At 70.3% G+C, this 26,260-nt stretch carries 29 protein-coding genes and 1 tRNA gene; 12 read left to right on the plus strand and 18 right to left on the minus strand.

The annotated features are described in order from the left end of the window. Positions 1–121: 121 nt before the first annotated feature. The 5 genes from ACYQPG_RS02460 to ACYQPG_RS02480 all read right to left on the minus strand — a co-directional run bounded on the left by ACYQPG_RS02460 (position 122) and on the right by ACYQPG_RS02480 (position 2,429). A complete protein-coding gene (locus tag ACYQPG_RS02460; protein ID WP_147910978.1) occupies positions 122–505 on the minus strand; it encodes a CsbD family protein in 384 nt (127 codons plus the stop codon). 64 nt (positions 506–569) lie between these two features. Further along, positions 570–773 (minus strand): CsbD family protein, encoded by a 204-nt coding sequence (locus ACYQPG_RS02465; RefSeq protein WP_147957821.1) that lies wholly within the window; start codon positions 771–773, stop codon positions 570–572. Positions 774–859: 86 nt separating this feature from the next. Beyond that, positions 860–1,783: a PhnA-like protein gene (locus tag ACYQPG_RS02470; RefSeq protein WP_461230185.1), complete on the minus strand. Its 924-nt coding sequence runs from the start codon at positions 1,781–1,783 to the stop codon at positions 860–862. Positions 1,784–1,829: 46 nt separating this feature from the next. After that, positions 1,830–2,198 (minus strand): CsbD family protein, encoded by a 369-nt coding sequence (locus tag ACYQPG_RS02475; RefSeq protein WP_461230186.1) that lies wholly within the window; start codon positions 2,196–2,198, stop codon positions 1,830–1,832. A 72-nt stretch (positions 2,199–2,270) separates the two neighbouring features. After that, positions 2,271–2,429: a CsbD family protein gene (locus ACYQPG_RS02480; protein WP_461230187.1), complete on the minus strand. Its 159-nt coding sequence runs from the start codon at positions 2,427–2,429 to the stop codon at positions 2,271–2,273. Between the two features lie 543 nt (positions 2,430–2,972). Here ACYQPG_RS02480 and ACYQPG_RS02485 point away from each other — a divergent pair. The 5 genes from ACYQPG_RS02485 (at position 2,973) to ACYQPG_RS02505 (ending at position 5,368) form a co-directional block, all read left to right on the plus strand. Further along, on the plus strand, positions 2,973–3,266 hold the full coding sequence (locus ACYQPG_RS02485) for a hypothetical protein (RefSeq protein ID WP_147910251.1): 294 nt from the start codon (positions 2,973–2,975) through the stop codon (positions 3,264–3,266). Beyond that, positions 3,263–3,493, plus strand: a complete 231-nt coding sequence (locus ACYQPG_RS02490; RefSeq protein ID WP_147940970.1) for a DUF7241 domain-containing protein — start codon at positions 3,263–3,265, stop codon at positions 3,491–3,493. The genes ACYQPG_RS02485 and ACYQPG_RS02490 overlap by 4 nt, the downstream gene beginning before the upstream one ends. Before the next feature lie 151 nt (positions 3,494–3,644). Next, entirely contained in the window at positions 3,645–4,607 is a 963-nt protein-coding gene (gene tal, locus ACYQPG_RS02495; protein ID WP_461230188.1) for a transaldolase, read from the plus strand. Positions 4,608–4,741: 134 nt separating this feature from the next. Continuing rightward, positions 4,742–4,990 (plus strand): hypothetical protein, encoded by a 249-nt coding sequence (locus ACYQPG_RS02500; RefSeq protein WP_147910248.1) that lies wholly within the window; start codon positions 4,742–4,744, stop codon positions 4,988–4,990. Between the two features lie 141 nt (positions 4,991–5,131). Beyond that, positions 5,132–5,368, plus strand: a complete 237-nt coding sequence (locus ACYQPG_RS02505; RefSeq protein WP_147856405.1) for a hypothetical protein — start codon at positions 5,132–5,134, stop codon at positions 5,366–5,368. 126 nt (positions 5,369–5,494) lie between these two features. Here ACYQPG_RS02505 and ACYQPG_RS02510 read toward each other — a convergent pair whose 3' ends face one another. The 4 genes from ACYQPG_RS02510 to ACYQPG_RS02525 form a co-directional block, all read right to left on the minus strand. Further along, on the minus strand, positions 5,495–5,635 hold the full coding sequence (locus ACYQPG_RS02510; RefSeq protein ID WP_187193454.1) for a hypothetical protein: 141 nt from the start codon (positions 5,633–5,635) through the stop codon (positions 5,495–5,497). Continuing rightward, positions 5,635–5,868, minus strand: coding sequence for a hypothetical protein (locus ACYQPG_RS02515; RefSeq protein WP_147940968.1), 234 nt, complete (start codon positions 5,866–5,868; stop codon positions 5,635–5,637). Before ACYQPG_RS02515 ends, ACYQPG_RS02510 begins: the two co-directional genes overlap by 1 nt. A gap of 137 nt (positions 5,869–6,005) precedes the next feature. Then, positions 6,006–6,164, minus strand: a complete 159-nt coding sequence (locus ACYQPG_RS02520) for a hypothetical protein (protein ID WP_187193455.1) — start codon at positions 6,162–6,164, stop codon at positions 6,006–6,008. Between the two features lie 176 nt (positions 6,165–6,340). Then, positions 6,341–7,204 (minus strand): class II aldolase/adducin family protein, encoded by an 864-nt coding sequence (locus ACYQPG_RS02525; protein WP_461230189.1) that lies wholly within the window; start codon positions 7,202–7,204, stop codon positions 6,341–6,343. 212 nt (positions 7,205–7,416) lie between these two features. On the opposite strand from ACYQPG_RS02525, the gene ACYQPG_RS02530 reads away from it, so the two are divergent. Then, positions 7,417–8,322: a LysR substrate-binding domain-containing protein gene (locus ACYQPG_RS02530; protein ID WP_461230190.1), complete on the plus strand. Its 906-nt coding sequence runs from the start codon at positions 7,417–7,419 to the stop codon at positions 8,320–8,322. A gap of 179 nt (positions 8,323–8,501) precedes the next feature. Continuing rightward, the gene (locus ACYQPG_RS02535) at positions 8,502–9,878 is read left to right on the plus strand and encodes an NAD(P)H-dependent oxidoreductase (RefSeq protein ID WP_461230191.1); all 1,377 of its coding nucleotides are present in this window, start codon (positions 8,502–8,504) and stop codon (positions 9,876–9,878) included. 167 nt (positions 9,879–10,045) lie between these two features. On the opposite strand, the gene ACYQPG_RS02540 is transcribed toward ACYQPG_RS02535, so the two are convergent. The 3 genes from ACYQPG_RS02540 to tsaE form a co-directional block, all read right to left on the minus strand. Then, positions 10,046–10,122: transfer RNA gene (locus tag ACYQPG_RS02540), tRNA-Arg, on the minus strand. Positions 10,123–10,262: 140 nt separating this feature from the next. Further along, entirely contained in the window at positions 10,263–11,003 is a 741-nt protein-coding gene (locus ACYQPG_RS02545) for a nucleotidyltransferase family protein (RefSeq protein ID WP_461230192.1), read from the minus strand. 98 nt (positions 11,004–11,101) lie between these two features. Beyond that, positions 11,102–12,679 (minus strand): tRNA (adenosine(37)-N6)-threonylcarbamoyltransferase complex ATPase subunit type 1 TsaE, encoded by a 1,578-nt coding sequence (tsaE, locus tag ACYQPG_RS02550; protein WP_147910166.1) that lies wholly within the window; start codon positions 12,677–12,679, stop codon positions 11,102–11,104. A gap of 374 nt (positions 12,680–13,053) precedes the next feature. Here tsaE and cynS point away from each other — a divergent pair, with 374 nt between their 5' ends. Beyond that, positions 13,054–13,542 (plus strand): cyanase, encoded by a 489-nt coding sequence (cynS, locus tag ACYQPG_RS02555; RefSeq protein ID WP_147856983.1) that lies wholly within the window; start codon positions 13,054–13,056, stop codon positions 13,540–13,542. Between the two features lie 181 nt (positions 13,543–13,723). On the opposite strand, the gene ACYQPG_RS02560 is transcribed toward cynS, so the two are convergent. Next, positions 13,724–14,497: a Crp/Fnr family transcriptional regulator gene (locus ACYQPG_RS02560; protein WP_147910167.1), complete on the minus strand. Its 774-nt coding sequence runs from the start codon at positions 14,495–14,497 to the stop codon at positions 13,724–13,726. Between the two features lie 143 nt (positions 14,498–14,640). Between ACYQPG_RS02560 and ACYQPG_RS02565 the strand changes: the two genes are divergently transcribed. From ACYQPG_RS02565 to ACYQPG_RS02575, 3 genes are all read left to right on the plus strand, one after another. Next, positions 14,641–15,009, plus strand: a complete 369-nt coding sequence (locus ACYQPG_RS02565; protein WP_147910168.1) for a DUF6894 family protein — start codon at positions 14,641–14,643, stop codon at positions 15,007–15,009. A 147-nt stretch (positions 15,010–15,156) separates the two neighbouring features. Beyond that, a complete protein-coding gene (locus tag ACYQPG_RS02570; RefSeq protein ID WP_461230193.1) occupies positions 15,157–17,694 on the plus strand; it encodes a CheR family methyltransferase in 2,538 nt (845 codons plus the stop codon). 138 nt (positions 17,695–17,832) lie between these two features. Beyond that, positions 17,833–17,979 (plus strand): hypothetical protein, encoded by a 147-nt coding sequence (locus tag ACYQPG_RS02575; RefSeq protein ID WP_187278503.1) that lies wholly within the window; start codon positions 17,833–17,835, stop codon positions 17,977–17,979. A gap of 98 nt (positions 17,980–18,077) precedes the next feature. Here the strand turns inward: ACYQPG_RS02575 and ACYQPG_RS02580 are convergent, their stop codons facing one another. The 4 genes from ACYQPG_RS02580 to ACYQPG_RS02595 form a co-directional block, all read right to left on the minus strand. Next, the gene (locus tag ACYQPG_RS02580) at positions 18,078–21,347 is read right to left on the minus strand and encodes an efflux RND transporter permease subunit (protein ID WP_147940342.1); all 3,270 of its coding nucleotides are present in this window, start codon (positions 21,345–21,347) and stop codon (positions 18,078–18,080) included. 221 nt (positions 21,348–21,568) lie between these two features. Next, positions 21,569–22,003, minus strand: coding sequence for a tellurite resistance TerB family protein (locus ACYQPG_RS02585; RefSeq protein WP_147910171.1), 435 nt, complete (start codon positions 22,001–22,003; stop codon positions 21,569–21,571). A gap of 216 nt (positions 22,004–22,219) precedes the next feature. Continuing rightward, a complete protein-coding gene (locus tag ACYQPG_RS02590; RefSeq protein WP_147940344.1) occupies positions 22,220–22,441 on the minus strand; it encodes a YbdD/YjiX family protein in 222 nt (73 codons plus the stop codon). 8 nt (positions 22,442–22,449) lie between these two features. Then, positions 22,450–24,522, minus strand: a complete 2,073-nt coding sequence (locus tag ACYQPG_RS02595; protein WP_147910173.1) for a carbon starvation CstA family protein — start codon at positions 24,520–24,522, stop codon at positions 22,450–22,452. Between the two features lie 286 nt (positions 24,523–24,808). Here ACYQPG_RS02595 and ACYQPG_RS02600 point away from each other — a divergent pair, with 286 nt between their 5' ends. Then, complete coding sequence (locus ACYQPG_RS02600; protein WP_147910174.1) at positions 24,809–25,675, plus strand: NAD(P)-dependent oxidoreductase; 867 nt, start codon at positions 24,809–24,811, stop codon at positions 25,673–25,675. A 94-nt stretch (positions 25,676–25,769) separates the two neighbouring features. On the opposite strand, the gene ACYQPG_RS02605 is transcribed toward ACYQPG_RS02600, so the two are convergent. Further along, complete coding sequence (locus ACYQPG_RS02605; RefSeq protein WP_461230194.1) at positions 25,770–26,174, minus strand: PRC-barrel domain-containing protein; 405 nt, start codon at positions 26,172–26,174, stop codon at positions 25,770–25,772. Between the last annotated feature and the right edge of the window lie 86 nt (positions 26,175–26,260).

The following is a 26,260-nucleotide window of genomic DNA, read 5'->3' on the forward strand; positions in this document are numbered from 1 at the left end:
GGGCCTCAACAGGACGGCGCCCGGCCCCCCGGGGAGGCCGGGCGATGTCGGTCGCCGATGCTCTACGACCGCCCGACGGTTGCGGAAAGACGCGTCCGACGTGTCCGGATCGGACGCGCGATCAGCGGCCGCGGCGGGTGAGCCAGCCGGCCGCGAAGGCCAGGGCGGCGAGGCCGAGCAACGTGCTGGTGCGGTTGCCGTCGGCGTAGCGGACCGCCTGGCGGCCGTAGACTTCACCGCGGCGGCGGGCTTCGCGGGCGAGATGACGGCCGTCGTCGATCAGGCCGTCGGCCCGCTCGTAGGCGGCGTGGGCCAGGTCGCGGCCGTCCTCGGCGAGATCCTCGGCGCGGTCGCGGGCGCGGCCGTAGGCGTATTGCGCCCCGCCGGCCACCTGGTTCACGGCGCCGCGGACCTGGCGGGCCGGATCGCCGGTGAGGCCGCCGAGGGTGGACTGGGCCCGGCCCTTCACGTGCCGGGACGCGCCACGGATCTGGTCGCGGTTCATGCTGCTCTCCTGGTTTCGCGGTTGATCGGGGCGGGACCGGGCTGGCCGGCCCCGCCGCTCGGGCTCAATGCTTGCCGGTGATCTTGTCGGCGAGGTTCTTGGCGCCGTCCTTGGCGTCGCCGACGGTCTTCTGCGCTTCGCCCTTGAGCTCCTGGGCCTTGCCCTCGGCCACGAGCTTGTCGTTGCCGGTGACGTTGCCGGCGGCCTGCTTGACGTTGCCGACGGCCTCGTTGGCCAGGCCCTTGATCTTGTCGGTGGTGCTGCTCATCGAAGGTCTCCTTGCGGGGTGCTGCGGGTGGCCGGCTCGTGCCGGTCGGGCGAGGTCCCCGCCGGGAGGGCGGGGACCGAGGGGGATCAGGCGCGGCGGGCGTCGTAGGCGCCGACCAGGGTCTCGGCCTTCGGGGCGCCGAGGCGACCGCCGAAGAAGGCGGCCAGCGCGCCGAGGATCAGCGCCAGGGCGGCGTAGAAGGCGCCCTGCGTGGCGGCGGACTTGGCCGCCACGGCCGCCGCCTCGGCCTTCTGCTTGGCGGTGGCGACCGCCTGGTCGTACTGCTTCTCGTAATCCTGGATCTGCTGCTTGGCCTGGTCGACCGGGATGTTCTGGGCCTTGGCCAGGGCGTCGGCCGCGCGGGCCTCGGCCTGGGCCTTCTGGCTCGGATCGCCGGTGAACAGCGCCTTCACGGCGGCGACGGCGGCGTCACGGGCGGCCTGCGGGTCCTGGCCGGCGGCCTGCTGGCGGACCGTGCTCTCGATCCCGTCGAGCGGGTTCGTGATCTTGGACAGCGACGGCGCGGCGGCCTGAGCGGCCGTCTGCACGGTGCCGCCGACGAGCGAGCCGGCCCCGCCCAGGGTGCTGGTCACGCCGCTGAACGCGCCGCCGACGATGCCGCCGACCGCCGAGGTCAGCAGGTACAGCACCACCAGGGTGGTCACCGCCCAGGACACCAGGCCGTGCAGGCCCGCCGTCCCCGCGAGCGGCCTGCCGGACAGGCGCCCGGCGATGGCGCCGCCGATCAGCGAGGCGACGATGCCCGAGGCGACGAACCAGACGCCCGCGCCGATCGAGGCGGTCGAGGCGGCCGGGTTGTCGGCGGCCACGGGGCCGAAGGACGAGAGCCCCACGCCGGCGCCGACCAGGTTGAGGATCACCTGGGTGACCAGGGCCGTGGTGGCGCCGGCGAAGATCGCGCCCCAGGAGACCTGGTTGAGCAGGACGGCGCGGGTATCGGCCTGTGCCTGGCTGGCGAGGGGTGGAACGGTGGTCTGGATCGTGGTCACGCTGCTACTCCGGGTCGTCGGTCGTCGTTGAAGTGAGATCTGCGGTTCAGTCGCGGCTGGCGCTGACGAGGAGGCCGAGGCCGAAGCCGACCAGGCCGGCGACCAGCAGGGAGGCGAGCGGGTACTCGGCGACCTGATGGCTCACCTCGCGGGTTCCCCGGCGCAGGTAGTGGCCGCCGCGCTCGTAGGCGTCCTCGGCGTAGTCGGCGGCGTCGTCGACGTAGGTGGAGGCTTGGCCGGCAGCCTGTCGCACCGTGTCCTTGGCCTGGCCGTAGAGGTTCTCGGCCTGCCCGCTCGCTTCGCGGAACCGGCCTTCGACCGAGTCGCTCTTCGAGCCGGTGAGGTCGCCGACCGCGCTCTGCACCTTGCCGCCGAGATCCTTGGCGGCGCCCGTGATCCTGTCGATGTCGACCATGTCGTTCTCCGGTGATGGGTTGGTGTGTTTCGGGGGATGGCGCCCGCGAGGAGCGCCGGTTGGAAACCTGTGTCAGTCGGTGCCCGGCTCGGCCTGTTTCGGAGGCCGGGCCGCACGCTTCTGCCGGCGGCCCTCTGCCTCGACCTGGGTATCGCCGGTGAGCTTGCCGATGGCCTCCTTGACCGAGGCCTTGAGATGGTCGGGGGACAGTATCTTCGCTCGGTTGGCCATGGGCGCCCTGCTGCGTTCGAGATGACCCGGGACCAACCACCAGATGCGCTTCGTAATGGCGCAATCAATGGTATAAATATACTGCTCCTGCGAAAGTATTCCCTCTGATTTTTGCGGTGTCCGGTCGAGCCGGCACTACGAAATGGCGCGTCAGCACGATCGGTTGACCGGCGATGCCTGTTGCGCGATCCGTTCCGCTCCCGCATGGTCTCCCTGCCCTATCGGCAGCGGGGCACAAACGGGTTGCGCACAAGCAGGTTCCCTCACCTGCGTTGTTTTCACTGGTATGCCTGCATCACTGACGCAGTTGTTATCGACCAGGGCCAATGTCCGGCGTGCTGCAGTCCGATGCATCGGATCGGCTCCGAGGCCGGCCCGATCCCCCGATGGGGGGTGCCGCGGCCCTCCGCTGCCGGACGTCACCGCCGGGCCCGAACAGGCCGGACCACCCCGGGCGGTGCATAAAGCCACAGGGGCGGACCCATCCGGCGGGCGGCCTGTTGCTAACCGCCGGCCGCATCGGCGGGTCAACGAGGTTCAGAAATGGCAGAACAACTCTCCGGTCAGGACGGCCGGCAGGGCAAGCGCGGCAAACCTGCGCTGTATGTCTTGATCGTCAGCGTGGCGCTCATGGCCGCGGCGCTCGCCGGGCTGATGACCTGGCAGGGCGCCAGTTCCCCGCCCGATTACGCCAGCAAGAGCCAGGACGCCTCGCGCAAGCAGATCACCGGCAGCGAGAACGGCACGGGCGGCACGGCCTCGCCGTCCAACAGCAGCGCGGTTCCGGGCGGCAACCCGTCCTATCCCCAGCCGGCGACCCGCAGCGCCAATCCGTGACCCGGCACGACCACCGGTGCGCGGCGGAGATCTGCCGCGAGCAGGGTTGGGGCGTCGGGACCTGCCTGATCGGCGACGCCGGCTACGGCCCGACGGTGATCCGGATCACGGCGTTGGGCGACACGGTCATGCTGGCCAAGATCGTCAGCCACGGCCGCATGGCCGTGGCCTACCACGAGGCACAGGCGTGGTCCCTGTCACTGCGCGACTGGCGGGCGGTCGGCTGATCCCGGTCCGGTGTGGTAAGAAGCGCGCCGGGACGGGAGCGGTATCGCACCGGCGGCGGCGACGCGAACCCCGCTGGACGATGCGCGCCGGGGCCTTTGGCCGCGAGCCCCGGTCCGCGACCGTCGGCTGTGCCAAACGACGAGGTGAACGATGACATCGCTGCTCGATCAACTCCGCACCATGACCGTGGTGGTCGCCGATACCGGCGACATCGGCGCCATCGAGACGCTCAAGCCGATCGATTGCACCACCAACCCGTCGCTGTTGCTGAAGGCCGCCGGCATGGAGGGCCTCGCCCCGATCGTCGACGAGGCGGTGGCCTGGGGCAAGGCGCAGGGCGGCGAGACCGAGGATGTCGTCCAAGCGGTGGCCGACCGGCTCGCCGTATCGGTGGGCGTCGCGTTGACCAAGCTGGTGCCGGGGCGCGTCTCCACCGAGGTCGACGCCAACCTCTCGTTCAACACCGAGCGGACGCTGGAGAAGGCCCGGGCGATCATCCGCGCCTACGACGAGCGCGGCGTCTCGCGCGACCGGGTGCTGATCAAGATCGCCTCGACCTGGGAGGGGATCCAGGCGGCCCGCGTGCTCCAGCGCGAGGGCGTCGACTGCAACCTGACCCTGCTGTTCTCGCTGGTCCAGGCCATGGCCTGCGCGGATGCCGGCGTGTTCCTGATCTCGCCCTTCGTCGGGCGGATCACCGATTGGTACGCCAAGGCCGAGGCGAAGACCTTCACGGCCGCGGAGGATCCGGGCGTCCAGTCGGTGCGGGCGATCTACGCCGCCTACAAGGCGCGCGGGATCAAGACCGTCGTGATGGGTGCCTCGTTCCGCACCATCGGCCAGATCCAGGCGCTCGCGGGCTGCGACCGGCTGACCATTTCGCCGAAGCTGCTGGAGGAGCTGGCCGCGACGGAGGGCGATCTCCCCCGCGCCCTGTCGCCCGAATCCTACGGCGAGCCGCCCGAGGTGCCGGCGACGGACGAATTCTCGTTCCGCTGGGAGATGAACGAGAGCGCCATGGCCACGGAAAAGCTCGCCGAGGGCATCCGGCAGTTCGGCAACGACCTGCGCGCGCTCCACACCCTCATCCGCGAACGGCTGGCGCGGGGGTGATCTGAACGCGGATCCAACATGGTGCGGTGCGGCCCGGCCCGTAACGCGGGTCGGACCCGCGTCCCGCCGGTGGATCGTTCAAGGTGACAGCCGAGTTTAGTCCCCGCCGCATCGGTCGCGGTTCGGAGTGAGCCGTGTACAATCCTTTCTTCTCGTGGATGATGCTGGCGATCGAAGCCCAGCGCGTGGTCGAACTGCGCCTCGTCCGCCTCGCCTGGGGCGGCAGCGAGGGGATGGCCGAGGCACACTCCATGGTGACCGAGAAGGTGGAGGCCGCAGGCGAGGCCATGACGACGCTCATGCTCGGCGGCTCGCCCGAGACGGTCATCGCACGCTACCGCGAGCACGTCGCCTCGAACACCAAGCGTCTGACCGCGGCCTGACGGTCCGGCGACCGCCGGCACTGCCCCATGCGGGCTGGGCGGCAGGCCCCGATCGGGGTACCTCTTCTCTCGCCGAGGCGCGATATCGCCCCCGGCGACGGTCGCCTGACGTGCGGCCCAGGACGGATCTGAACGCCTGCCATGATCGAGCCGAACCAAACCGCCTTCATCGTGAAGGTCGCCCGCCGGGACGAGGACACCCCGGACTGCCTGCTGACGGTGTTCTACGCCGTGATCGCGGACGATCCCGACAGCGGGGTCAAGATCGTGCGGGAGGCCGTGAAGGATGGGGCCGAGGTCACGCTGACCGAGGTGCGCCTTTCGCAGGCGACCGCACAGGCCATCGACCTGCGCCCGGGCTACGCGCGCGCGCTCTGACCGGAATTCGGCTTCCACGCCCATCCGTGTTGAGGGGCGAAATCGGATGGGCGTGGAAGGCCAGCAATCGGCTGGTGCAATGGGCGTAGAGCGACAGGGTTAACGGTTCCTTACCGCCGCGCCCGCTCAGGAATGCGGTGCGATCCAGCCGAGGACCGACGCGCAGCGCTCGGCCTGGAGGCGGGTTAACCCGGAGGCGACCGCCGCGCCGTTGCGGTAGACCACGAAGGTGCCGTCGTCGGTCGCGCGGATCTTGATCGACGCCATCACGCGTCTCCGCCGACGAACGCCTGAAGCTGCGTCAACCCGCTCGCGGTGATCTGCCAGGTCGCGAGCCCGTCGCCGACCGCGATCCGCTCCAGGTGGCCGACACTCTCGAGGGCCGTGAGCCGGCTGTGATCGCCGGGCCAGGATGCGTTCGGCTTTCGCTCAATGGAGATCCGAGAGTTGCCGGAACCGGCGGCCTTATTGAGCAGGCGGCGCTCGTGATTGACCAGCATTGGCACTCCTGGGCAGTTCCAATCGGGACGCATTACTTACGTACAAGCTGGCCTATATGGCCAAGCTTGGCAACCCCATGCCCTGAAAAGCCCATGCTCTGAAGACCCCATGCATCGGTCCATTTCGTCGCCCTGGATCAGGATGCCAGCGCCAGGTCCGCCCCGGCAAAGCCCAGCCCGGCCAGGAACAGGCAGCCGCCCATCCTTTCGAGCAAGGCCCGGTATCGCGGCGCCCACAGGGACGCGGCGACCAAGCCCGTGCCGGCCGCCACGCAGAACACGCCCAATCCCATCATGCCGGCCTCCCGGTCGAACCGCGCCGCGGAGACGACCGCTCCCGAACCCGAAAGGTTGCGGCCCCTATGGGTTGTCGACAGGCAAATCTTGCGTCGCCGGCGGAGGGGCCGGCCCTGCGGACGGCCCTTTCGGAAAGCCGCGACCCGTTCGCGGCCGGCTTCGTACCGGCGCGACCTCACGCGAACATGTCGGGCTGCGTCGCGGCGATGTGGCTGTAGAGGGTCTGGAAGTGCAGCCAGCCGATATAGTCGCTGCCGACATGCTCGCGGCTGTAGCGGGCGGTCTTCTCCGACAGGAGCTGTGGCTTGATCCCGGTCGCCTCGATCAGGAGTTGCTGCTTGCAGACCCGCTCCAGGGCGATGAACCAGAACGCCGCGTCGTCGATGCTGTGGCGGCTGCAGGTGAGCAGGCCGTGGTTCTGGTGCAGCACCCCACGGTTGCGGCCGATCTGCTGGGCCACCGAGAGGCCGCTCGCCTTCTCGACCGCGACCGCCCCGGCCGAGGCGCCGATCACCGCGTGGCTGTCGTAGAAGGCAGCCGCATCCTGGCTGATCATGTCCAGCGGCCGGCCCGTGGCGCACCAGGCGGTGCCGTAGGTCGTGTGCGCGTGGCACATCGCCATCACGTCGGGGTGCTCGTCGTGCACGGCGGCGTGGAGCACGAAGCCGGCGCGGTTGATCGCGTAGCGTCCTTCGACCACGTCGCCCTTGTGGTCGGCCAGGATCAGGTTCGACATCCGCACCTGCGAGAAGTGCACGCACATCGGGTTGGTCCAGTACAAGTCCGGGCGCTCGGGATCGCGGATCGTGAGGTGCCCGGCGAAGCCGTAATCGAACCCGTGCATCGCGAAGGCCCGGCAGGCCGCCACGAGGTGCTGCTTGCGGTATTCCCGTGCCTCGGCGTGGTTGGCGAACCGGGGGATCTCCGGGAAGATCAGGCCTGCCTGCTCGGGCTGGTAGATCGAGGTCCGCTTGCGGCCGGCGCTGTCGGGGGGCAGGTCGATGGCGACATCGCTGTCGTGGGCGTGGTCGTCGAGCATGGCGTGTCCTCTCGTCGGGTGAAGCGGGAATGCGGACCGTCCGCGTCCGGCCCGGGGCCATGCCGAACGGCGGGGTATCCCCGGCCGCCCCGGCGCGTCTGGCTGTCGTCCCGGCCGTCTTCGCAGCCCGATCGGCACTATCGTGCCACCATCCGTCGTTGACAAACGACGATTTTTCACGATTTCCGTGAATCCATTTCACGGATTGCAGCATGCGGCAGATCCCGAGCTTTCCGGCGCTGCGGGCCTTCGAGGCGGCCGCGCGTCTCGGCAGCTTCGCCCGGGCGAGCGAGGAACTGCACCTGACGCCCTCGGCGGTGAGCCATCAGGTCCGCGCACTGGAGCGCATTCTCGGACGCGCCCTGTTCCGGCGCGCCAACCGCCGGGCCATCCTGACCGCCGACGGCGAGCGCCTGTGTGCCGGCCTCGCGCGGGCCTTCGACTCCATCGAGGCGCTCTGCGCCGAGCTGAGCCCGCCGTCGCCCTCGTCGCTGGCGGTGCATTGCACGCCGAGCTTCGCGGCGAAGTGGCTCGGGCCCCGGCTGCCCTCCTTCGTGGCGGCGCATCCCGGCATCGGCATCCGCCTCTCCAGCGGCGCCGAGCCGGTCGATCTCGCCCGACACGAAGAGATCGACATCCTGATCGCCTATGGCAGCCCCCCGACCGGCCCGGGATTGACGGTCGAGGCGCTCGGCCGGGAAGAGATCGCGGCCCTGTGCACGCCGGATCTCGCCCGGGCGCTCGGTCCGGTCGAGGCCGCCACGGCCGCGCGCATCCCCCGGCTGGACTCGTCGTTCAGCCCGGTGCGCTGGCCGGACTGGTTCGCCCTCAACGGCCTGCCGGCGCCGGCCTCGGCGCCCGGGGCGGCGTTCGATCGCGGCGCCCTGGTGATCTCCGCCGCGGTCCAGGGGCTCGGGGTGGCGCTGGAGAGCCTGCGGTTCGCCCAGGCCGAACTCGGCGCCGCGCAGCTGGTACGGCTCGGCGAAGGCCGCCTGAAGAGCCTGTACCGGGACCTCCACTTCATCTGCACCCGTGCCCGGGACCGGGATCTGGAGAAGATCCGGGCGTTCCGCCGATGGCTCCTCGAGCGGGAGCAGGAGAGCCGCGTCGCCGGCTAGGCTGTGCCACCTGGCGGCAACGTCCCTTCGTCGCCGCATGGGCCAGGGTCGCCGCATGGGCAGGTGCACCGCATGGGCAGGTGCGGAAGCGCATGATAATGCCGAACCGGCAAGACGCCACAAACGCGGCGGGCACGGGCGGAGAGGTCCGACCGACCGCGAAACGCCGGGAGAGCGCCATGTCCCTGTTCGCCAAGCTGCAGCGTCGCGCCGACGAGGGTCGCCCCGTCCGCGTCGGCCTGATCGGCGCCGGCAAGTTCGGCTCGATGTACCTGTCCCAGGCGCCCCGGACGCCCGGCATCCACCTGATCGCCGTGGCCGACCTGTCGCCGGACAGGGCGCGCCAGGCCCTGCACCGGGTGGGCTGGGACGAGGCCCGCTTCGCGGCCCCGACCCTGGAGGAGGCCGCGCGGACCGGGGCGACCTGCGTCGGCGACGACGCCGACGCCCTGATCGCCAGCCCGTTCCTGGACATCGTGATCGACGCCACCGGCAGCCCGGCCGCCGGCATCCGCCACGCCCTTAAGGCCTGCGAACACCGCAAGCACATCGTGATGGTCAACGTCGAGGCCGACGTGCTCGCCGGCCCGCTCCTGGCCCGCCGCGCCGCGGAGGCCGGTGTGATCTACTCCATGGCCTCGGGGGACCAGCCGGCGCTCATCGCCGAGCTGGTCGACTGGGCGCGCACGATCGGCCTGGAGGTGGTCTGCGCCGGCAAGGGCACGAAGTACCTGCCGGCCTACCACGCCTCCACCCCCGACACGGTCTGGGGGCATTACGGCTTCAGCGCCGAGCAGGTCGCCGGCGGCGATTTCAACGCGCAGATGTTCAACGCCTTCCTGGACGGGACCAAGTCGGCCCTGGAGATGGCCGCGGTGGCCAATGCCTGCGGGCTGACCCCGCCGCGCGACGGCCTGGCCTTCCCGGCCTGCGGGGTCGACGACCTGCCCACGCTCCTGCGTCCGGTGGCCGATGGCGGGATCCTGACCGAGCGCGGCACCGTCGAGGTGGTGTCGTCGCTGGAGCGCGATGGGCGCCCGGTGTTCCGCGACCTGCGCCGGGGCGTCTTCGCGGTGTTCGAGGCGCCGAGCCGCTACGTGCAGGAATGCTTCGCGCAATACGGGCTGAAGACCGACGCCAGCGGCCGCTACGCCGCCACCTACAAGCCCTACCACCTGATCGGCCTGGAACTCGGGATCTCGGTGGCGTCCATCGCGGTGCGCGGCGAAGCCACCGGCGCCACCGGGGCCTGGCGCGGGGACGTGGCGGCCATCGCCAAGCGCGCCCTGAAGGCCGGCGAGCGCCTCGACGGCGAGGGCGGCTTCACGGTCTACGGCACGCTGATGCCGACGGCCGATTCCCTACGGGAGGACGCCCTGCCGATCGGTCTGGCGCACAACCTCGTCCTGACCAACGACATCCCGGCCGGCCATCCGGTCCGCTGGAGCGACGTGGCCTACGATGCGAGCCATCAGGCCATCCGCATCCGGCGCGAGATGGAAGCCGTGTTCCGCGCCGAGCTGGGTCTGGCGTCACCCGCACAACAGGTCGCTTGACCGACAGATAGGCCCGGCCGCTCCGGCGCGGCTGGGCGTCTGAGGATCGCACGGACACGGGATCGCGCTGACGTTCCCTGTCAGGCACTACGCCAGATCCTGAGGGTGGTTGGTTGTCTGCGACGGGAAAGGGCTAGGCCCTGCATCCGTCCTGTACTTCGTAGGAATGGCGCGCCCGAAAGGATTCGAACCTCTGACCCCCAGATTCGTAGTCTGGTGCTCTATCCAGCTGAGCTACGGGCGCCTGTCACGGCGGCGGGGGCTTGGCCCGCCGGCGTGAAGGGGCTTCTAGAGGCTCGGATCGGGCTTGGCAAGACCGTTTGGCAAGACCGTTTGGCGACACCGTTCAACGCGACCGATCTGCCGAATGCGGAACGGCCGGCGCTACGGGACGCTGGCGCTCGCCCGGACGCGCTCCTCGGCGGCGCGGATCGCGTCCGGGGTGCCGACATGGAGCCACTGGCCGTCGAGGCGCATGCCGGACAGGCGTCCTGCCGCGATCGCGCGGTCGAACAGCAGGTTGAGCGAGAAGGCGCCCTCGGGGGTGTCGGCGAAGAGACCGGGCTGCAGGATCGCCACGCCCGCGTAGATGAACGGGGCGACCGCGCGCGCGCCGCGGCGCTCCAGGCGGTCGTCCGCGTCCATGACGAAATCCCCGGCGCCGTCGTAGCCCAGGCTGGTGGCGGTGGGGGCGACCAGCAGCAGGGCATCCATGCGCTGCGGGTCCCAGGCGTCGATCAGGCGGCGGAGGTTGGGCGCCGGACCCTCGAGCCAGAACGAATCCGAGTTCAGCACCACGAACGGCGCGGCGCCCAGCAGCGGCAGCGCCTTGCGGATCCCGCCGCCGGTCTCCAGCAGCGCGGCGCGCTCGTCCGAGACCTGGATGGCGGGCCCTTGGGTGCGCCGGGCGAGGTGCCCCTCGATCAGGTCGGGCAGGTAGTGGACGTTGACGATCGCGGTCTCGATCCCGGCCTCGGCGGCGCGGTCGAGGGCGTGGTCGAGGAGCGCCTTGCCGGCCACCGCCACCAGGGGTTTCGGGACCGTGGCGGTGACCGGCCGCATGCGCTTGCCCAGGCCCGCGGCCAGCACGAACGCACGGGTGACGGCGGGGGCGGGCTCGCTCATGCGGGGATCCGGATCAGGCGTTGCAAGTCATGGTTTCAAAAGGCATGGCTTCAAAAGGTCTTGGACCTTTTGCGGGTGCGGGGCGGAGCCCTGCGGGCTCAGGCCTCCTCCTCGGATGGGACCAGGCCTGGCAGGTGCGCCGCGTGCCAGGCCCGCAGCTCGGCGAGCGCCGGGTGGGCGAGGTTGCGGGTGAGATAGCCCTCGATCCGCGGCAGGTGGGCGAGGTAGCCGGGCTTGCCGTCGCGCCGGTCGAGCCGGGCGAAGATCCCGAGGATCTTGGTGGCGCGCTGGGCGGCCAGCAGCGCGTACGCCGTGGCGAAGGCCCCGACATCGAAGGCCGGGTCGCGGCCCCGGCGCTCGCGGGCGTAGAGACCCAGAAGCCGCAGCTCGAACTCGGCGCTGGTGTCGACCCGGGCATCCTGCAGCAGCGAGGCGACGTCGTAGGCCGGATGGCCCATCACGGCGTCCTGGAAGTCGATCAGCCCGACCCGCTCCAGCCCATCGCGCTCGGGCAGCCAGATCAGGTTCGGCGAGTGGTAGTCGCGCAGGGTCCAGGTGGCGCGGTCGGGTCGCGCGTTCTGCAGGGCCGCGCGCCACAGGGCCACGAACTCGGCCCGGGCGTCCTCCGAGAGCGCGGCGTTCCGGATCGCCGGGACGTACCATTCGGGCATCAGCTCCGCCTCGAACAGCAGGGCCGCCTCGTCGTAGGACGGCAGGACGTGCTCGATGCCGTCCGCCACCGGCAGCACCGCCGGCAGCGGCGTGGCGTGGAGCTTGGCGAGCAGGCGCACCGCCTCGGCGTAGCGCTCGGGCCGCGGCGCCCCGGCCTCGACCACCGGCTCGCTGCCGAGATCCTCGAGGATCAGCAGGCCCTCGGCCAGGTCCTCGCCGTAGATCTTGGGCGCCGAGAAGCCCAGGGCCCGCAAGCCCCGGTCGAGGGCCACGAAGGCGTGGACGCTCTCGGCCAGGTGCACGATCGCGCTGTAGGGTTTTCCGTCGCGCACCGCGGGGCCGTCGGGACGGGGCGGGGCGATCATCAGCACGGCGCTGGTGCCGTCGGGCTTGGTCAGGCGCTCGTAGGCGCGGGACGAGGCGTCGCCCTGCATCAGGGTGCGCTCGGCCAGGTCCCAGCCGCTGCGGTCGAGGAGCCGGCGCACCGCCCGGGCCCGGTCGAGCCGGGCGCGCATGCCGCCGCTGCCGTCGATCCGGGCCAGGCGGGCCTCGGGCCCGAACTCGGCCCGGAGCGACAGGTCGACGGTGAGCACCGGCCCGTCGCGGGGGGGCATCCGGTCGGGCCACTCGACCAGCGTGATGGCGTCCTCGGCCATCTCGTCGAAGCCGAGCTCCACCAGCTCGTCGGGGTCACGCAGGCGGTAGAGGTCGGCGTGGACGATCGCCCGGCCGTCGCGGGCGGCGTAGGGCTGGATCAGCGTGAAGGTCGGGCTCGGCACCTCCAGGCGCGGGTCGCCGGCGAGCTCGCGGATCACCGCCCGGGCCAGGGTGGTCTTGCCGCCGCCCAGGCCGCCCGAGAGCGCCACGACGTCGCCAGGGCACAACAGCTCGGACAGGAACAGGCCGAGATCCTCCGTGGCCGTCTCCTCCGGCAGCACGAATTCCCAGGGGGCCGGCGGCGCCGATGCGCCCGCCGTCTGTCCGTCCCGATCGTCCCCGTCCAAAGCCCGCCTCCGAGACCCAAGGGCGCATGGTCCGAAAACAGGCCGCGGATGCAAGCGTTTCCGGCTCCCGTGGCGCGCTTCCGGCCTGGCCGGTGCATCGAAACCACGCTTGCCCGACGCGTCGCGTCCCGGCGATCCGGCGCGCCGCGCTGTGCGGTATCCGCGAAGAATTGGCTGGCGCATGTCTTGCTATTGCGCGGGTTCCGCAGCGTTCAGGCCCAGCCGAAGCCGCGGACCGCGTCCCGCGTCCGACCCCGACCGAATCCCCCCTCATCGGTTCCGGGTTGGGTACGCACCCCGCTTGGGGTGGGGTGAGGCCGCACTTCACCGGCGGCCTCACCCGGACCAGCCAAACGCATGAACACGGAGCCGACATGAAGCGCGCCGACCTGACCGAGAAGCTCCTCGACATCAAACGCGAGAAGGGCTGGAGCTGGGCCCATATCCACGAGGCGATCGGCGGCCTCTCGCCGTTCCTGATCACGGCGGCCTGCATGGGCCAGATGAAGCTGCCCAAGGCCCAGGCCAAGCGGGCGGCCGAGCTGTTCGGCCTGACGGTCGCCGAGGAGCGGATGCTCAACGAAGCGCCCTACCGGGGCTCGATCCCGGCGATGCCGCCCACCGACCCGCTGATCTACCGCTTCTACGAGCTGGTGATGGTCTACGGCACGACCTTCAAGGAGCTGATCCAGGAGGAGTTCGGCGACGGCATCATGTCGGCGATCGACTTCAACATGGAGATGGCCCGGGAGGCCAACAACAAGGGCGACCGGGTGAAGCTGACGATGTCGGGCAAGTTCCTGCCGTACAAGTATTACGGCAACGACGACGACACGCCGGAATACGGGTTCAAGGAGGGCTGAGCGGCGCCCCTCCCGAAGATCGCCACATCCCGGAGCCGTTCCCGATCACGGTGCGATCGGGAACGGCTCTCGGTCCGTGATCCAGCGCGCTCGCCGCCGAACCGGTCTCCACGTCGGCGGCGAGCGCTCTCAGGCAACGGAGCGCGCGCACCGGCCGCCAAGCACGGAGACCGCCCGCCGGTCAGGCCCCGTACCGTGCGACGGCGGCCGGGTGCTCTCCCACGGCGTCGAAGCGGGCGCCGACATGGTCGAGGTGCAGGTAGTTCGGGTTGAACAGCGCGGCCTTCTCCAGGGTCGGCAGGTCCGGGATGGTCAGGCGACGGCTCTTCAGCTCGACCAGCCTCTGCCGGCGCAGCATCTGCAACACGCGGTTGACGTGCACCGGCGTCATGCCGATCAGGTCGGCGAGGTCGGTCTGCGTCAGGGGCATGTCGCAGGTGGTGCCCTGGGTCAGCCCGATGCCGCGCAGGCGGTAGAACACCTCGCAGAACACGTGGGCCAGCCGCTCGCCGGCGCTGCGGCGGCCGAGGTTCAGCATCCACTCGCGCTGTACCGCGGCGCTCACCAGCCCTTCCCACCACAGCGCCCGCGTCACGCGCGGATGCTCGGCCATCAACGTCTCGAAGGTCGCGGGCTGGATCTCGACCAGGGTCACGGCACTGAGCGCGCCGATGGAATGATCCATCTCGGACAGCACGAAGACGGTGTGGTCGCACAGGTCGCCGGGCAGGAACAGCGCCACCACCTGGCGGCGCCCGTCCGGCAACTGCTTGTAGCGGTAGGCCCAGCCGGCCAGGACGAGGCGCACGACCTTCGGGTCGTCACCCTCGGACACGATGTCGGTGCCCGGCCGGTAGCAGCGTAACGGTTCGGCGACCAGGTTCTGCAGCCCCGCCCGGTCGATGTCCGACAGGTGCGTGAACTGCTCGAGCTTTGCGATGAGAGGGTTGAGCATCGGCAGCCTCCGCATCACAGGTCAACCCGCGCCAATGGACGCAGTTCAAATCGCTCTTAACGCATGTGAGACCGGATTGTATCGTCCGGCGTTATGAACGCGATGGTCCACCCGAACGGCGCGGCCGCATTCGTGAGGCGCCCGTGCCCCTGTTCTACTTTCATTTGCGTACGCCCACCGGCCTCGACCCGGACGAAGACGGGCTGACGATGCCGAATATCGAGACCGCCTATCTCGAAGCCTGCGCGTCGATTCCCGACATGGCGATCGACCTCATCCGCGAGGGCTTGAGCCCGATGCCGTATGCGTTCGTAATCACGAACGAGGCCGGCGAGATCCTGATGGAGATCCCCTTCGCCGAGCGGCTGCGCGACCCGCAGCGGCAGATCAGGCCGAAGCAGACCACCCGGGCGCGCCGGCTGTCGCAGGAAATCGCGGACGCGATCGGCGCGGCGCGGGCGACCACGCAGCGGTCCCGCGAGATCCTGGCCCGCGCGCGCGGGACATCGTGAGGCGGGACATCATGGGCGCGGCTTGACCCGGTGACGGACGCGGGCCACGACATTTCTCCGTGAGACCCCGTTCCCGCCGCCCCGGACCATGCCGACGCCGTCCGCAGCGCCGACGGGCTCCACTCCCCGGTCCCGTGGATCCTGCCGATGGCTGACGACGCAGCGCCCTTCCCCATCGTCGGCATCGGCGCCTCCGCGGGGGGCATCGAGGCCCTCGACACGCTGTTCGCCGGCCTCGGTCTCGACGGCGGCCTCGCCTACGTCGTCGTCACCCATATCAGTGCGGACCGCGAGAGCCTGCTGCACGAGGTGCTGGCCCGCCTGACGCCGATGCCGGTGATGGTGGCGGCACATGGGATGCGGGTCGAGCCCGGGCATATCTACGTGCTGCCCGCCCGCGCCATCCTCGGGCTCCAGGATGGATGCCTGACGATCCGCGAGCAGGATCCGGTCCGGCGCGAGCGCAACCCGATCGACCTGTTCTTCAGCGACCTCGCCAAGGCGTGCGGCGAGTACGCGATCGGCATCATCCTGTCGGGCGGGGGCACCGACGGCACGCTCGGTATCAAGGCGATCAAGGAGCGTGGCGGCCTGACCTTCGCCCAGGTCGCCGACGGCACCGCCCCGCGCCACCCCGACATGCCGGCCAGCGCCATCGCCACCGGCCTGATCGACTTCGCGCTCCCGGCCGACGAGATCGCGGCCAAGCTCCTCGAGTATGCCCGCAGCTTCGGCGTGATCGAGGATCTGCAGGGGGCGGCCGCCAAGGCGGCGACCGCGGAGATCTACGGGCTGCTGCGCGAGCAGATCGGCCACGACTTCTCCGGCTACAAGCCCCGGACCTTCATCCGGAGGGTGCAGCGGCGCATGCAGATCGCCCGCCTCGCGCGGGTCGAGGACTATGTCGAGCGCCTGCGCCAGGACGGCGACGAGGTCACGGCCCTGTTCCGCGACCTGCTGATCAACGTCACCAACTTCTTCCGCGATTCCAGCGCGTTCGAGGTGCTCAAGGCCCAGGTGCTGCCGCGCCTGTTCGAGGGCCGCGGAGCTGGCGATACCATCCGGGCCTGGGTGCCCGGCTGCGCCACCGGCGAGGAGGTCTATTCCCTCGCCATGCTGATGCGCGAGCTCATGGATGGGATGCGCTCCGTGCCCCGGGTGCAGATCTTCGCCACCGACATCGACGACCTGGCCCTGGGCGTGGCCCGAGCCGGCCGCTACCCGGAGGCGCTGCTCGACACCGTCTCCCCCGAGCGGCGCAAGCGCTTCTTCACGAGCGACGGCGGCTCCTACGTGATCACCAAGGAGGTGCGCGAACTGTGCGTGTTCTCGCCCCACAGCGTGATCCGCGACCCGCCATTTTCCCGGATCGACCTCGTCTCGTGCCGCAACCTGCTGATCTATTTCGGCCAGGCCGTGCAGGCGCAGGTCATCCCGATCTTCCACTACGCCCTGCGCCCGCGCGGCTACCTGTTCCTGGGCACGGCGGAGAACATCAGCCAGTTCACCGACCTGTTCACGACGGTCGAACGGAAGCACCGCATCTTCCAGGCCCGGGAGACCGACGGGTACGCCGCGCGGCTGCCGCTGACCGTCACCGGCACGCAGCCGGCCCCGTTCGGCCGCACCGCCGCGTTCAACCGCGGCCTCCGGTCGGCCTCGCCGATGCACCAGGCCGGGCCGCCCCTGCGCCAGCTGGTCGAGAGCCACGTCATCGAGCGCTTCGCGTCGCCGCACGTGGTGGTCGACCGGGACGGCGACATCGTCCACTACTCGCCGCGGACCGGCAAGTACCTGGAGGCCCCGGTCGGGCTGCCGAGCCGTCAGCTTCTGACGCTGGCGCGGCGGGGGCTGCGCCTGGATCTGCGCTCGGCCCTGCGCGAGGCGATCGAGACGCGCCGGCCGGCCCGGCGCGACAACCTCGCGATCGAGGGCGAGGAGGGGCGCGTGCAGCTGGCCTCCGTCACGGTGGAGCCGCTGATGCAGGGCGACGGCGCCGAGCCGCTGCTGCTCGTGCTGTTCCACGACCAGGGCCCATCCCTCAGCCGGGCGGCGGACGAGGCGCGCGACACGCAGCTGCGACCGGATACGGACGTGCTGCAACTGGAGCGCGAGCTGCGCGACACCCGCGAGCGGCTGCAGACCATGATCGAGGAATACGAGACCGCGCTGGAGGAGCTGAAATCGTCCAACGAGGAGCTGATCTCGGTGAACGAGGAGCTGCAATCGACCAACGAGGAGCTCGAAGCGTCCAAGGAGGAGCTGCAGTCGCTCAACGAGGAGCTGCAGACGGTCAACAGCGAGCTGAGCGGCAAGATCGACGACCTCGACCGGGCGAACGGCGACCTGCGCAACCTGTTCAACGCCAGCGGCCTGGCCACCGTGTTCCTCGACCGCAACCTCGTCATCCGGACGTTCACGCCGGCGGTGGCGCAGTTCGTCCCGATCCAGGAGGGCGACCGCGGCCGGCCGCTCACCGACTTCGCCCTGCGACCGGCCTATCCGGACCTCGCCGAGGACCTGCGGAGCGTGCTGTCCGCCGGGCAGGACATCGAGCGCCGGATCGAGCCCTCCGGCGAGACGCCGAGCCAGCACCACCTCGTGCGGATCGTGCCCTACCGGGTCCAGACGGGCGCGATCGCGGGCGTGGTGGTCACCTTCGTGGCCGTCCCGCCGGCCGGGTGAGGGGCGGCGCCCGGATCCGGTGCGCGCCGGACCGGGTGACCCGGGACGAAAGTCGCATGCGTCCGTCCCCCATTCGGGGGAAACGGAACGGGCCGTTCTTACGTAGGTGTTCGGGCGCGATTCCTCCCGAGCCCGGACATGGCCGACGAAGACCTCAAGAAGCTCGACGAGACGATCGCCGCGCTGAACGCCCTCATCGCAAGGACCGGTTCGCCACAGCTGCGCGCCCTCATGGAGCAGCTGCGGCGCAGGCTCGCCAAGGAGTTTCCCGGCCGACGCGGGTGAGGCACGCTGCGGGAAGGCCTGGAATCGCGGGTATAAATCGCGGGCTCGGGATCGCAGGGCCGAGACGCGCCCGAGGCGGCGGCGGATAACAAGATCCCTCAGGCCGCCTGCGCGCCCTCCGCCCCCAGATAATCCTGAACCGGCTGCGCGGGCCCGCTGCGCAGCAGCACGTAGAGGAACGGCACCAGCAGCAGGGTCGCCGGGGTGGCGAAGGCGATGCCGCCCATCACGGCGCGGGCGAGCGCGGCGTTCTGCTCGCCGCCCTCGCCGGTGCCAAGCGCCATCGGGATGAGGCCGAAGAACATCGCCGAGGCGGTCATCAGCACGGGCCTGAGCCGGGTCTCGCCGGCCGTGATCGCCGCCTCGAGGGCGCTGCAGCCGGTGGCTTCCCGGTGCTCCTTGGCGAAGGTGACGAGCAGGATCGAGTTCGCCGAGGCGATGCCCACCGACATGATCGCCCCGAAGATCGACGGGATCGAGAAGGTCGTGCCGGTGATGAACAGCGCGAAGGTGATGCCGCAGAACGCCATCGGCAGGGCTGCGATCACCACGAACGGGTCGCCCCAGCTCTGGTAGTTCACCGCCATCAGCAGGTAGACGGCGATCAGCGCGATCCCGAGCCCGATCTCCAGGCGGAAGAACGCGCTGCGCATGTTCTCGATCTGGCCGCGCACCGCGATCTTGTCGGGCGCCTGAAGGTTCTTCTGCTCGTCCTGGACGATCGCGTCGATCTCGCGGGCGACCGAGCCGAGGTCGCGGTCCTGGACCGAGGCGAAGACGTCGAAGGTCGGCTGGATGTTGACGTGGTTGATCACCGTCTGGGTCGGCACCCGGCGCAGCTCGGCGAGGCTCGACAGCAGGGTCAGCACGCCGGGGCCGGTGCCCGCGGTCGCGGCCGCGCGCACGAACATCGGCGTGTTGCGCAGGTCGGCCAGCGACGCGTTGCGGTATTCCGGCGTCTGCACCCAGAGCTGGTAGGGGATGCCGGTCTTGGGATCGGGCCAGAAGTTCGGCGTCACCTGGTAGCTGCCCGACAGCGAGATGTTCATGTTCTGCGCCACCTGCTGCTCGGTGAGCCCGAGTTCGGAGGCGAGGCGCCGGTCGACGTCCACGTAGAATTGCGGCTCGTTGACGATCTGCTGCAGGTGGACGTCGACCAGGCCCTTGGTGTGCTTGAGCCGCTGGACGATGCGCTGGGCGACCTCCAGGTCCTTCTCCTTGTTCCGGCCGGAGACCTGCACGTCGATCGGCGTGATGACGCCGAAGTTCAGGATCTGGGTGATCATGTCGGCGGGCTGGAAATAGGCGATCAGGTCGGGGAAACGCTGCATCAGCACCGCGCGCAGGCGCTTCATGTAGCCGGCGACCGAGCCGTGGCCCTCCTTCAGGCTGATCAGCATCTGGCCATCGTTGTAGGAGACGAACGAGCCGTCCGAGAAAGCGAAGTTGTAGTTGGTCGAGGGCAGGCCGATGTTGTCGAGGATCTGCTCGATCTCGCCCGGCGGGATCACCTCCCGGACCGTGTCCTCAACCTCCGCGAAGACCTGCTGGGTGGTCTCGATGCGCATACCCGTGCGGGTGCGCAGGTGCAGGGTCATCTGGCTCGCCTCGATCTGCGGGAAGTAATCCTGCCCGACGAAGACGAACAGCACGCCGGTCGTCCCGAACACGAGCCCAACCACGGCCAACGTGGCGATCCGGCGGGCCAGCACCGCGTGCAGCAGCCCGATATAGCCCCGGTGGAACCGGCTGAAGCCGCGCTCGAACGCCCCGTGGGCGCGCCCGGCGAGGCGGAACACGGGTCCCGAGACGAGGCCGAACGCCCGGGCGATCCGGCCCCGGCGGGGCGGATCGGCCGCGTTCCGGTCTTTGGCGTGCTTCTGGGCGTATTCCGGCGCCACGATCACGTCGATCAGCAGCGGCACCAGGGTGCGCGACAGCAGGTAGGAGGTCAGCATCGCGAACACGACCGCGAGTGCCTGCGGGGTGAACAGGTATTTCGGCGTGTCGGCAAGCGCGAACACCGCCGTGAACGCTGCGCAGATCGACAGCGTCGAGATCAGCGCCGGCTTGGCGATGCCGGCGGCGCCGTGGACCACGCTCTCGCGGAACTCCTCGCCCTCCTCGAACAGCCGGTAGGTGTTCTCGATCGCCACCGTGGCGTCGTCCACCAGGATGCCGACCGCGAGCGCGAGGCCGCCCAGGGTCATCACGTTGATGGTCTCGCCGAGTGCGGCCAGCACGGCCAGCGAGGTCATCACGCAGAGCGGGATCGAGATCAGCACGATCAGGGTCGAGCGCCAGGAGCCCAGGAACAGCAGGATCGCCAGCCCCGTGAGCGCCGCCGCGATGGCGGCCTCGTGCAGCACGCCCTCGATGGCGTTCGAGACGAACACCGACTGGTCGAACAGCGGCTTGATCGTCAGCCCCTCGGGAGCGGCGGCCCGGATCGTCGGCATCGCCGCCTTGACGTTGTTGACGACGTTCAGCGTCGAGGCGGTGCCGTTCTTGATCACCTGCATCAGCACGGCCTGGCCGCCATCGGCCCGGACCACGTTGATCTGCGGCGGCCCGCCGTCGCGGACATAGGCGACGTCGCGCATCAGCACCGGCTGGCCGGCCACCACCTTGATCGGCGCGAGGTTGAGGGTCTCGATCGAGGGCGGCGTGGCGTTGAGCTGGATCGGGTATTGCTGCTCGCCGATCTTGGCGAGGCCGGACGGCACCGTCAGGTTCTGGGCCGTCATGGCGTTGGTGACGTCGAGCGGCGTCAGGCCGAGCGCCTGGAGGGCGTTGAGGTCGAGATCGACCATGATCTGCCGGGGCGCCCCGCCGAACGGCGCCGGCAGGGTCGAGCCCGGCACCTGCGCCAGGGTCTGCCGGATCCGGTACTGGGCGTAGTCGTAGACCTGGTTGAGGCTGTCCTTGGCGGAGGTCAGCGCCAGCTGGATCACCGGCACCGAGGAGGCCGAGTAGCGCACGATGATCGGCGGCTGGGTGCCGGCCGGCATCGCGGCCCGGATCGAGTTGGTGGAGGACACGACCTGGGCGATGGCCAGGTCGATGCTGACCGCGGGATCGAAGTAGATCCGCTGCACCGCCGTGCCCTGCAGCGTGGTCGACTCCATCCGGCGGATGTTGTTGACGTTGTTGGAGATGCCGTACTCGGCATAGGTCGTGATGCGCTGTTCCATCTCCGGCGTGGACAGGCCGGTATAGGTCCAGACCACGACGACGACCGGGATGTCGACGACCGGCAGCACGTCCTTGGGCGTGACGATCAGCGCGCCGACGCCGCCGAGCATCATCAGCACGGCGAGCACGTAGGTCGTGATCCGGAACTTGAGCGCGTAGAGGACGAGTCCCATGCGGTCTCCGCCGGCCGGCGCAGGGCCGGCCTGTTCACGTCGCGTGTTGGCGTACCAAATACCCGTTCGGTTTCGCTAACATGTCCGGGCAGGCAAGAGGCAGGCCGCGACGCCGCAGGGCGGGTCGCTCCGGACGGCGATGACTCTTCGGCATCGACGGATGGGCGGCCGAACCGGCACGGCCTTCCCCCCTTCGCGGGAGGGAAGGTTTGGCGTCCGCCTCAGCGCAGCAGCGCCGACTTGTCCACGTGGAGCGCCGCGCCGATCTCGTCGAGCGCCTTGTGCTCGACTTCGCTGATGCCGCCGAAATCGGCCACGTCGGCGCCGATCAGGAAGACGTCCTGGCGCTGGTCGATCGGCCGTTCCGCAATGGCGCCCATCAGGCGCAGGTTCTCCTGGCGGCCGGCCCGGGTCTTGGCTCGGGCGATGGCCTCGTAGAGCTCCTGCTCGACCCGCAGCGTGTCGTAGGACTTCTCGAGGATCGGGTTGGCGCGGATGCCGGCGATCGCCGACTCGATCTCCTCCTCGGCGACGTCGCCGTCGGCCACGATGACGTTGGCCGCGGCCGACACCGCCGCCTGGAGGAAGACGGCATCGCCCGCATACGACATGATCGTGCGGCCGAACCGAAGGATGGCGTCCTGGAAAATGCTCATGCCGAGCTCCCGTGCGGTCGGAGATGGCGGATATTGTGGCGGCCGAGTCAAGATCCGGCCGCGCTTGCACCGGGGACCGATCTCGCGCGCACGGATTATGGTTTCACGGGCGGGCGCGGCGCAGGCGCCGAATCCGGTCTCCGAGGGCAGGCGCGCACCCGCCGTCGTACGGTGCGGGACGACGAGCCCCGCACCGTACGACGGCATCGCCCCCGCTCAGCAGCAGCGGAACCCCGAGGTGTTGCCCACGCCGAACCGGGCGTTCTCGCGGTTGCGGAAGAACTCCAGCTCGGTCATCGGGGCCTGGTCGGGATGGGTGCGGCGGATATGCGCGGCGTAGGCCGTGTAATCCCCCTGCCCCACCATCAGCCGGGCGCCGTCGCAGACGCATTTGGACAGCACCTGGAGGCGGCGGCGCAGGCTCTGCTGTGGTTCCATGACGGTCCCTACTCCGCCGGCGCCAGGTGCGGCTCGGTCTCGAGGGCGGTCCAGCGGTCGGCCCGCCAGGCCTTCAGGCAGGCGGCGATGCCGAAGCCCGCGATGGCGACCACGAGGCCGATGAACAGGGCCGCCAGCACGGCGTCGATCCGGTCGTTGAGGATGATCTGCGCCATCTGGTCGGCGTTCTTGGCCGGCGCCAGGAGCTTGCCCTCGGCGGCCGCCGTCGCGTAGCGCTCGGCATGGGCCAGGAACCCGATCTTCGGGTCGGCGGAGAACAGCTTCTGCCAGCCGGCCGTGAGGGTGCACAGGCACAGCCACGCGGTCGGGATGATGGTCACGAACGCGTAGCGCTCGCGCTTCATCTTGAAGATCACCACCGTGCAGAGCGTCAGCGCCACCGCGGCCAGCATCTGGTTGGAGATGCCGAACAGCGGCCACAGGGTGTTGATGCCGCCGAGCGGGTCGGTCACGCCCTGGTACAGGAAGTAGCCCCAGGCGCCGACCGCGATGGCGGTGGCCGCGATGCTCGGCCCCCAGGACGTGGTGTTCCGGAACGACGGCACCGCCAGCCCGACGAGGTCCTGCACCATGAACCGGCAGGCCCGGGTGCCCGCGTCCACGGCCGTGAGGATGAACAGGGCCTCGAACAGGATCGCGAAATGGTACCAGAAGGCCATCATCGCCTTGCCGCCGATGGCCGAGGAGATGATGTGGGCCATGCCGACCGCGAGCGTCGGGGCGCCGCCGGCGCGCGAGATGATCGTGTGCTCGCCGACATCCGCGGCAGTCTGGGTGATCACCTCGGGGGTGGTCGCGAAGCCGAGCTTGGTCACGGCCGCGGCGGCGGTCTCGGGCGTGGTGCCGACGAGCGCCGCGGGCGAGTTCATGGTGAAGTAGACGCCCGGGTCGATCACGCAGGCCGAGACCAGCGCCATGATCGCCACGAACGATTCCATGAGCATGCCGCCGTAGCCGATGAAGCGGGCATCCGCCTCGCTGGCGATGAGCTTGGGCGTGGTGCCCGACGAGATCAGGGCGTGGAAGCCGGAGACCGCGCCGCACGCGATGGTGATGAACAGGAACGGGAACAGGCTGCCCGCCCAGACCGGGCCGGTCCCGTCCACGAACTTCGTCACCGCCGGCATCTGGACGTGCGGGGCGACGACCGCGATGCCGAGCGCCAGCCCGACGATGGTGCCGATCTTGAGGAAGGTCGAGAGGTAGTCCCGCGGCGCCAGCAGCAGCCAGACCGGCAGGATCGAGGCCACGAAGCCGTAGCCGATCAGCATCCAGCACAGTTGCGGGCCCGTGAAGGTGAAGGCCGGGCCCCAGACCGGGCTGGCGGCCACCGAGCCGCCGCCCAGGATCGCCAGCATCAGCAGGACGAAGCCGAGGATCGAGACCTCGCCGATCCGGCCCGGGCGGATGTAGCGCGCGTAGACGCCCATCAGCATGGCGATCGGGATCGTCGACATCACCGTGAAGGTGCCCCACGGGCTCTCGGCCAGGGCCTTGACCACGATCAGCGCCAGCACGGCCAGCAGGATCACCATGATCAGGAAGGTGCCGAACAGCGCGATGATGCCCGGCACCGTGCCGAGCTCGGCCCGGATCAGCTCGCCGAGCGACCGGCCGTCCCGGCGCATCGACACGAACAGGACCATGAAGTCCTGCACCGCGCCCGCCAGCACCACGCCGGCCAGGATCCACAGCATGCCGGGCAGGTAGCCCATCTGGGCGGCGAGCACCGGGCCGACCAGCGGGCCCGCCCCCGCGATCGCCGCGAAATGGTGGCCGAACAGGACGCTGCGGTTGGTGGGGACGTAGTCGAGCCCGTCATTGTGCCGGACCGCGGGCGTGAGGCGCTTCGGATCGAGGCGCATCACCTTCTCGGAGATGAATTTCGAGTAGTAGCGGTAGGCGATCAGGTAGACGCAGACCGCCGCGACCACGATCCAGAGGGCGTTGATCGTCTCGCCGCGCTGGGTGGCCACGATCGCCAGCGCCGCGGCGCCGAGCGCTCCCACGAGGGCCCAGGGCCCGTGGTCGCGAACCTGCCTGCCGATCGCCGTACCCATCCGTCCCGCTCCCTGACCGACCGCCTCGCGCTCGGGGCCGCGGGGGCCGCCGGCTGGGACTCGCGGGTCCCGGGCTACAGGGGCGGTTTATCCTATTCGTCCGCCGTTGACGCAAGCGATCCGAGCTGTGATGCAGCTTTGGCGGCGGCACGACGCCCAATCTGTCACATCGGGACTTCGGCACGGCGACAGCGCCTTCACGGGCCGGCTGCCGAACCCCGTCCCCGCCTGCCGTGAGCGAAGGAAGGGCGCCGGCGCGATCCGGCCCCGCGAGGAGCGGACAACAATGGCGAAGGTCGCATTCCTGGGTCTCGGCGTGATGGGCGGCCCGATGGCCGGACACCTCGCCAAGAAGGGCCACGACGTCACCGTCTACAACCGGACCACCCCCAAGGCCGAGGCCTGGGTGAAGGCCCATGGCGGCGCCTTCGCGGCGACGCCCCGGGAGGCCGTCGCGGGCGCCGAGATCGTGTTCGCCTGCGTGGGCAACGACGACGACCTGCGCAGCGTCGTGCTGGGCGACGACGGCGCGCTCGCCGGCATGGCGTCCGGTGCGGTGTTCGTCGACCACACCACCGCGTCGGCCGAGGTCGCCCGGGAACTCGCCGAGGTCGCCCAGGCCAAGGGGCTCGGCTTCATCGACGCGCCGGTCTCCGGCGGCCAGGCCGGCGCCGAGAACGGCGTGCTCACCGTGATGTGCGGCGGCGAGCCGGCGACCTACGCCAAGGTCGAGGCGGCGATCGGGTCCTTCGCCCGCGCCTGCCGGCTGATGGGCCCGGTGGGTTCCGGCCAGCTCACCAAGATGGTCAACCAGATCTGCATCGCCGGCCTGGTCCAGGGGCTGTCCGAGGGCGTCCACTTCGCCAAGCGCGCCGGCCTCGACGTGGAGGCCGTGCTCGACGTGATCTCCAAGGGCGCCGCCGGCTCCTGGCAGATGGAGAACCGCGGCAAGACCATGAACCAGGGCCAGTTCGAGTTCGGCTTCGCGGTCGACTGGATGCGCAAGGACCTGGGCATCCTGCTGGACGAGGCCCGCCGCAACGGCGCCAAGCTCCCGGTCTCGGCCCTGGTCGACCAGTTCTACGCCGAGGTGCAGTCCATGGGCGGCAACCGCTGGGACACGTCGAGCCTGGTGGCGCGCCTGGAGCGCTGAGGCTCGGCCCGCCGCGACACGATCCGGCGGCCCCGCACGGCGCAGGATCGTGTCGCGGATCCCCGGCCTGGGCGGGGCCCGGGGTCGGCGCGCGTCAGATCCCCCAGTAGGGCGCGGCGTCGTAATACCGGTGGATCTGCTCCTCCCAGGCGCCGTCCTCGGCCGGGTCGGTGCCCTCCGGGGTACGGGCGGGGGCGGCGCGCAGCTGCTCCTCGGTGATGTCGAGCATGTAGGCGTCCTGCTCGGGCGCGAAGCGCAGCACCGTCCAGGGCAGCGTGTAGAAATCCTCGCCGAGGCCCAGGAAGCCGCCGAAGCTCATCACCGCGTAGGCGACCCGGCCGGAGACCTTGTCGAGCATCAGCCGCTCGATCCGGCCGACCTTGCTGCCGTCCGGCCGGCGCACGTCGGTGCCGATGACCCGATCGCTGGCGATCAGGCTGCGGGGATGCCGCCGCGCGGGGTGGGGCTGCCGCTCCGCGGGGTGGGGATGGTCCGCCATGGTCGCCTCCGGGATCGCGCGTCGCGTTTCGGTCGTTGCCTGAAAAAATGCGTTGCCTGAAAAACGCCCGGCCCGTGCGCGACGTT

The sequence above is a fragment of the Methylobacterium sp. CM6246 genome (assembly GCF_054818005.1).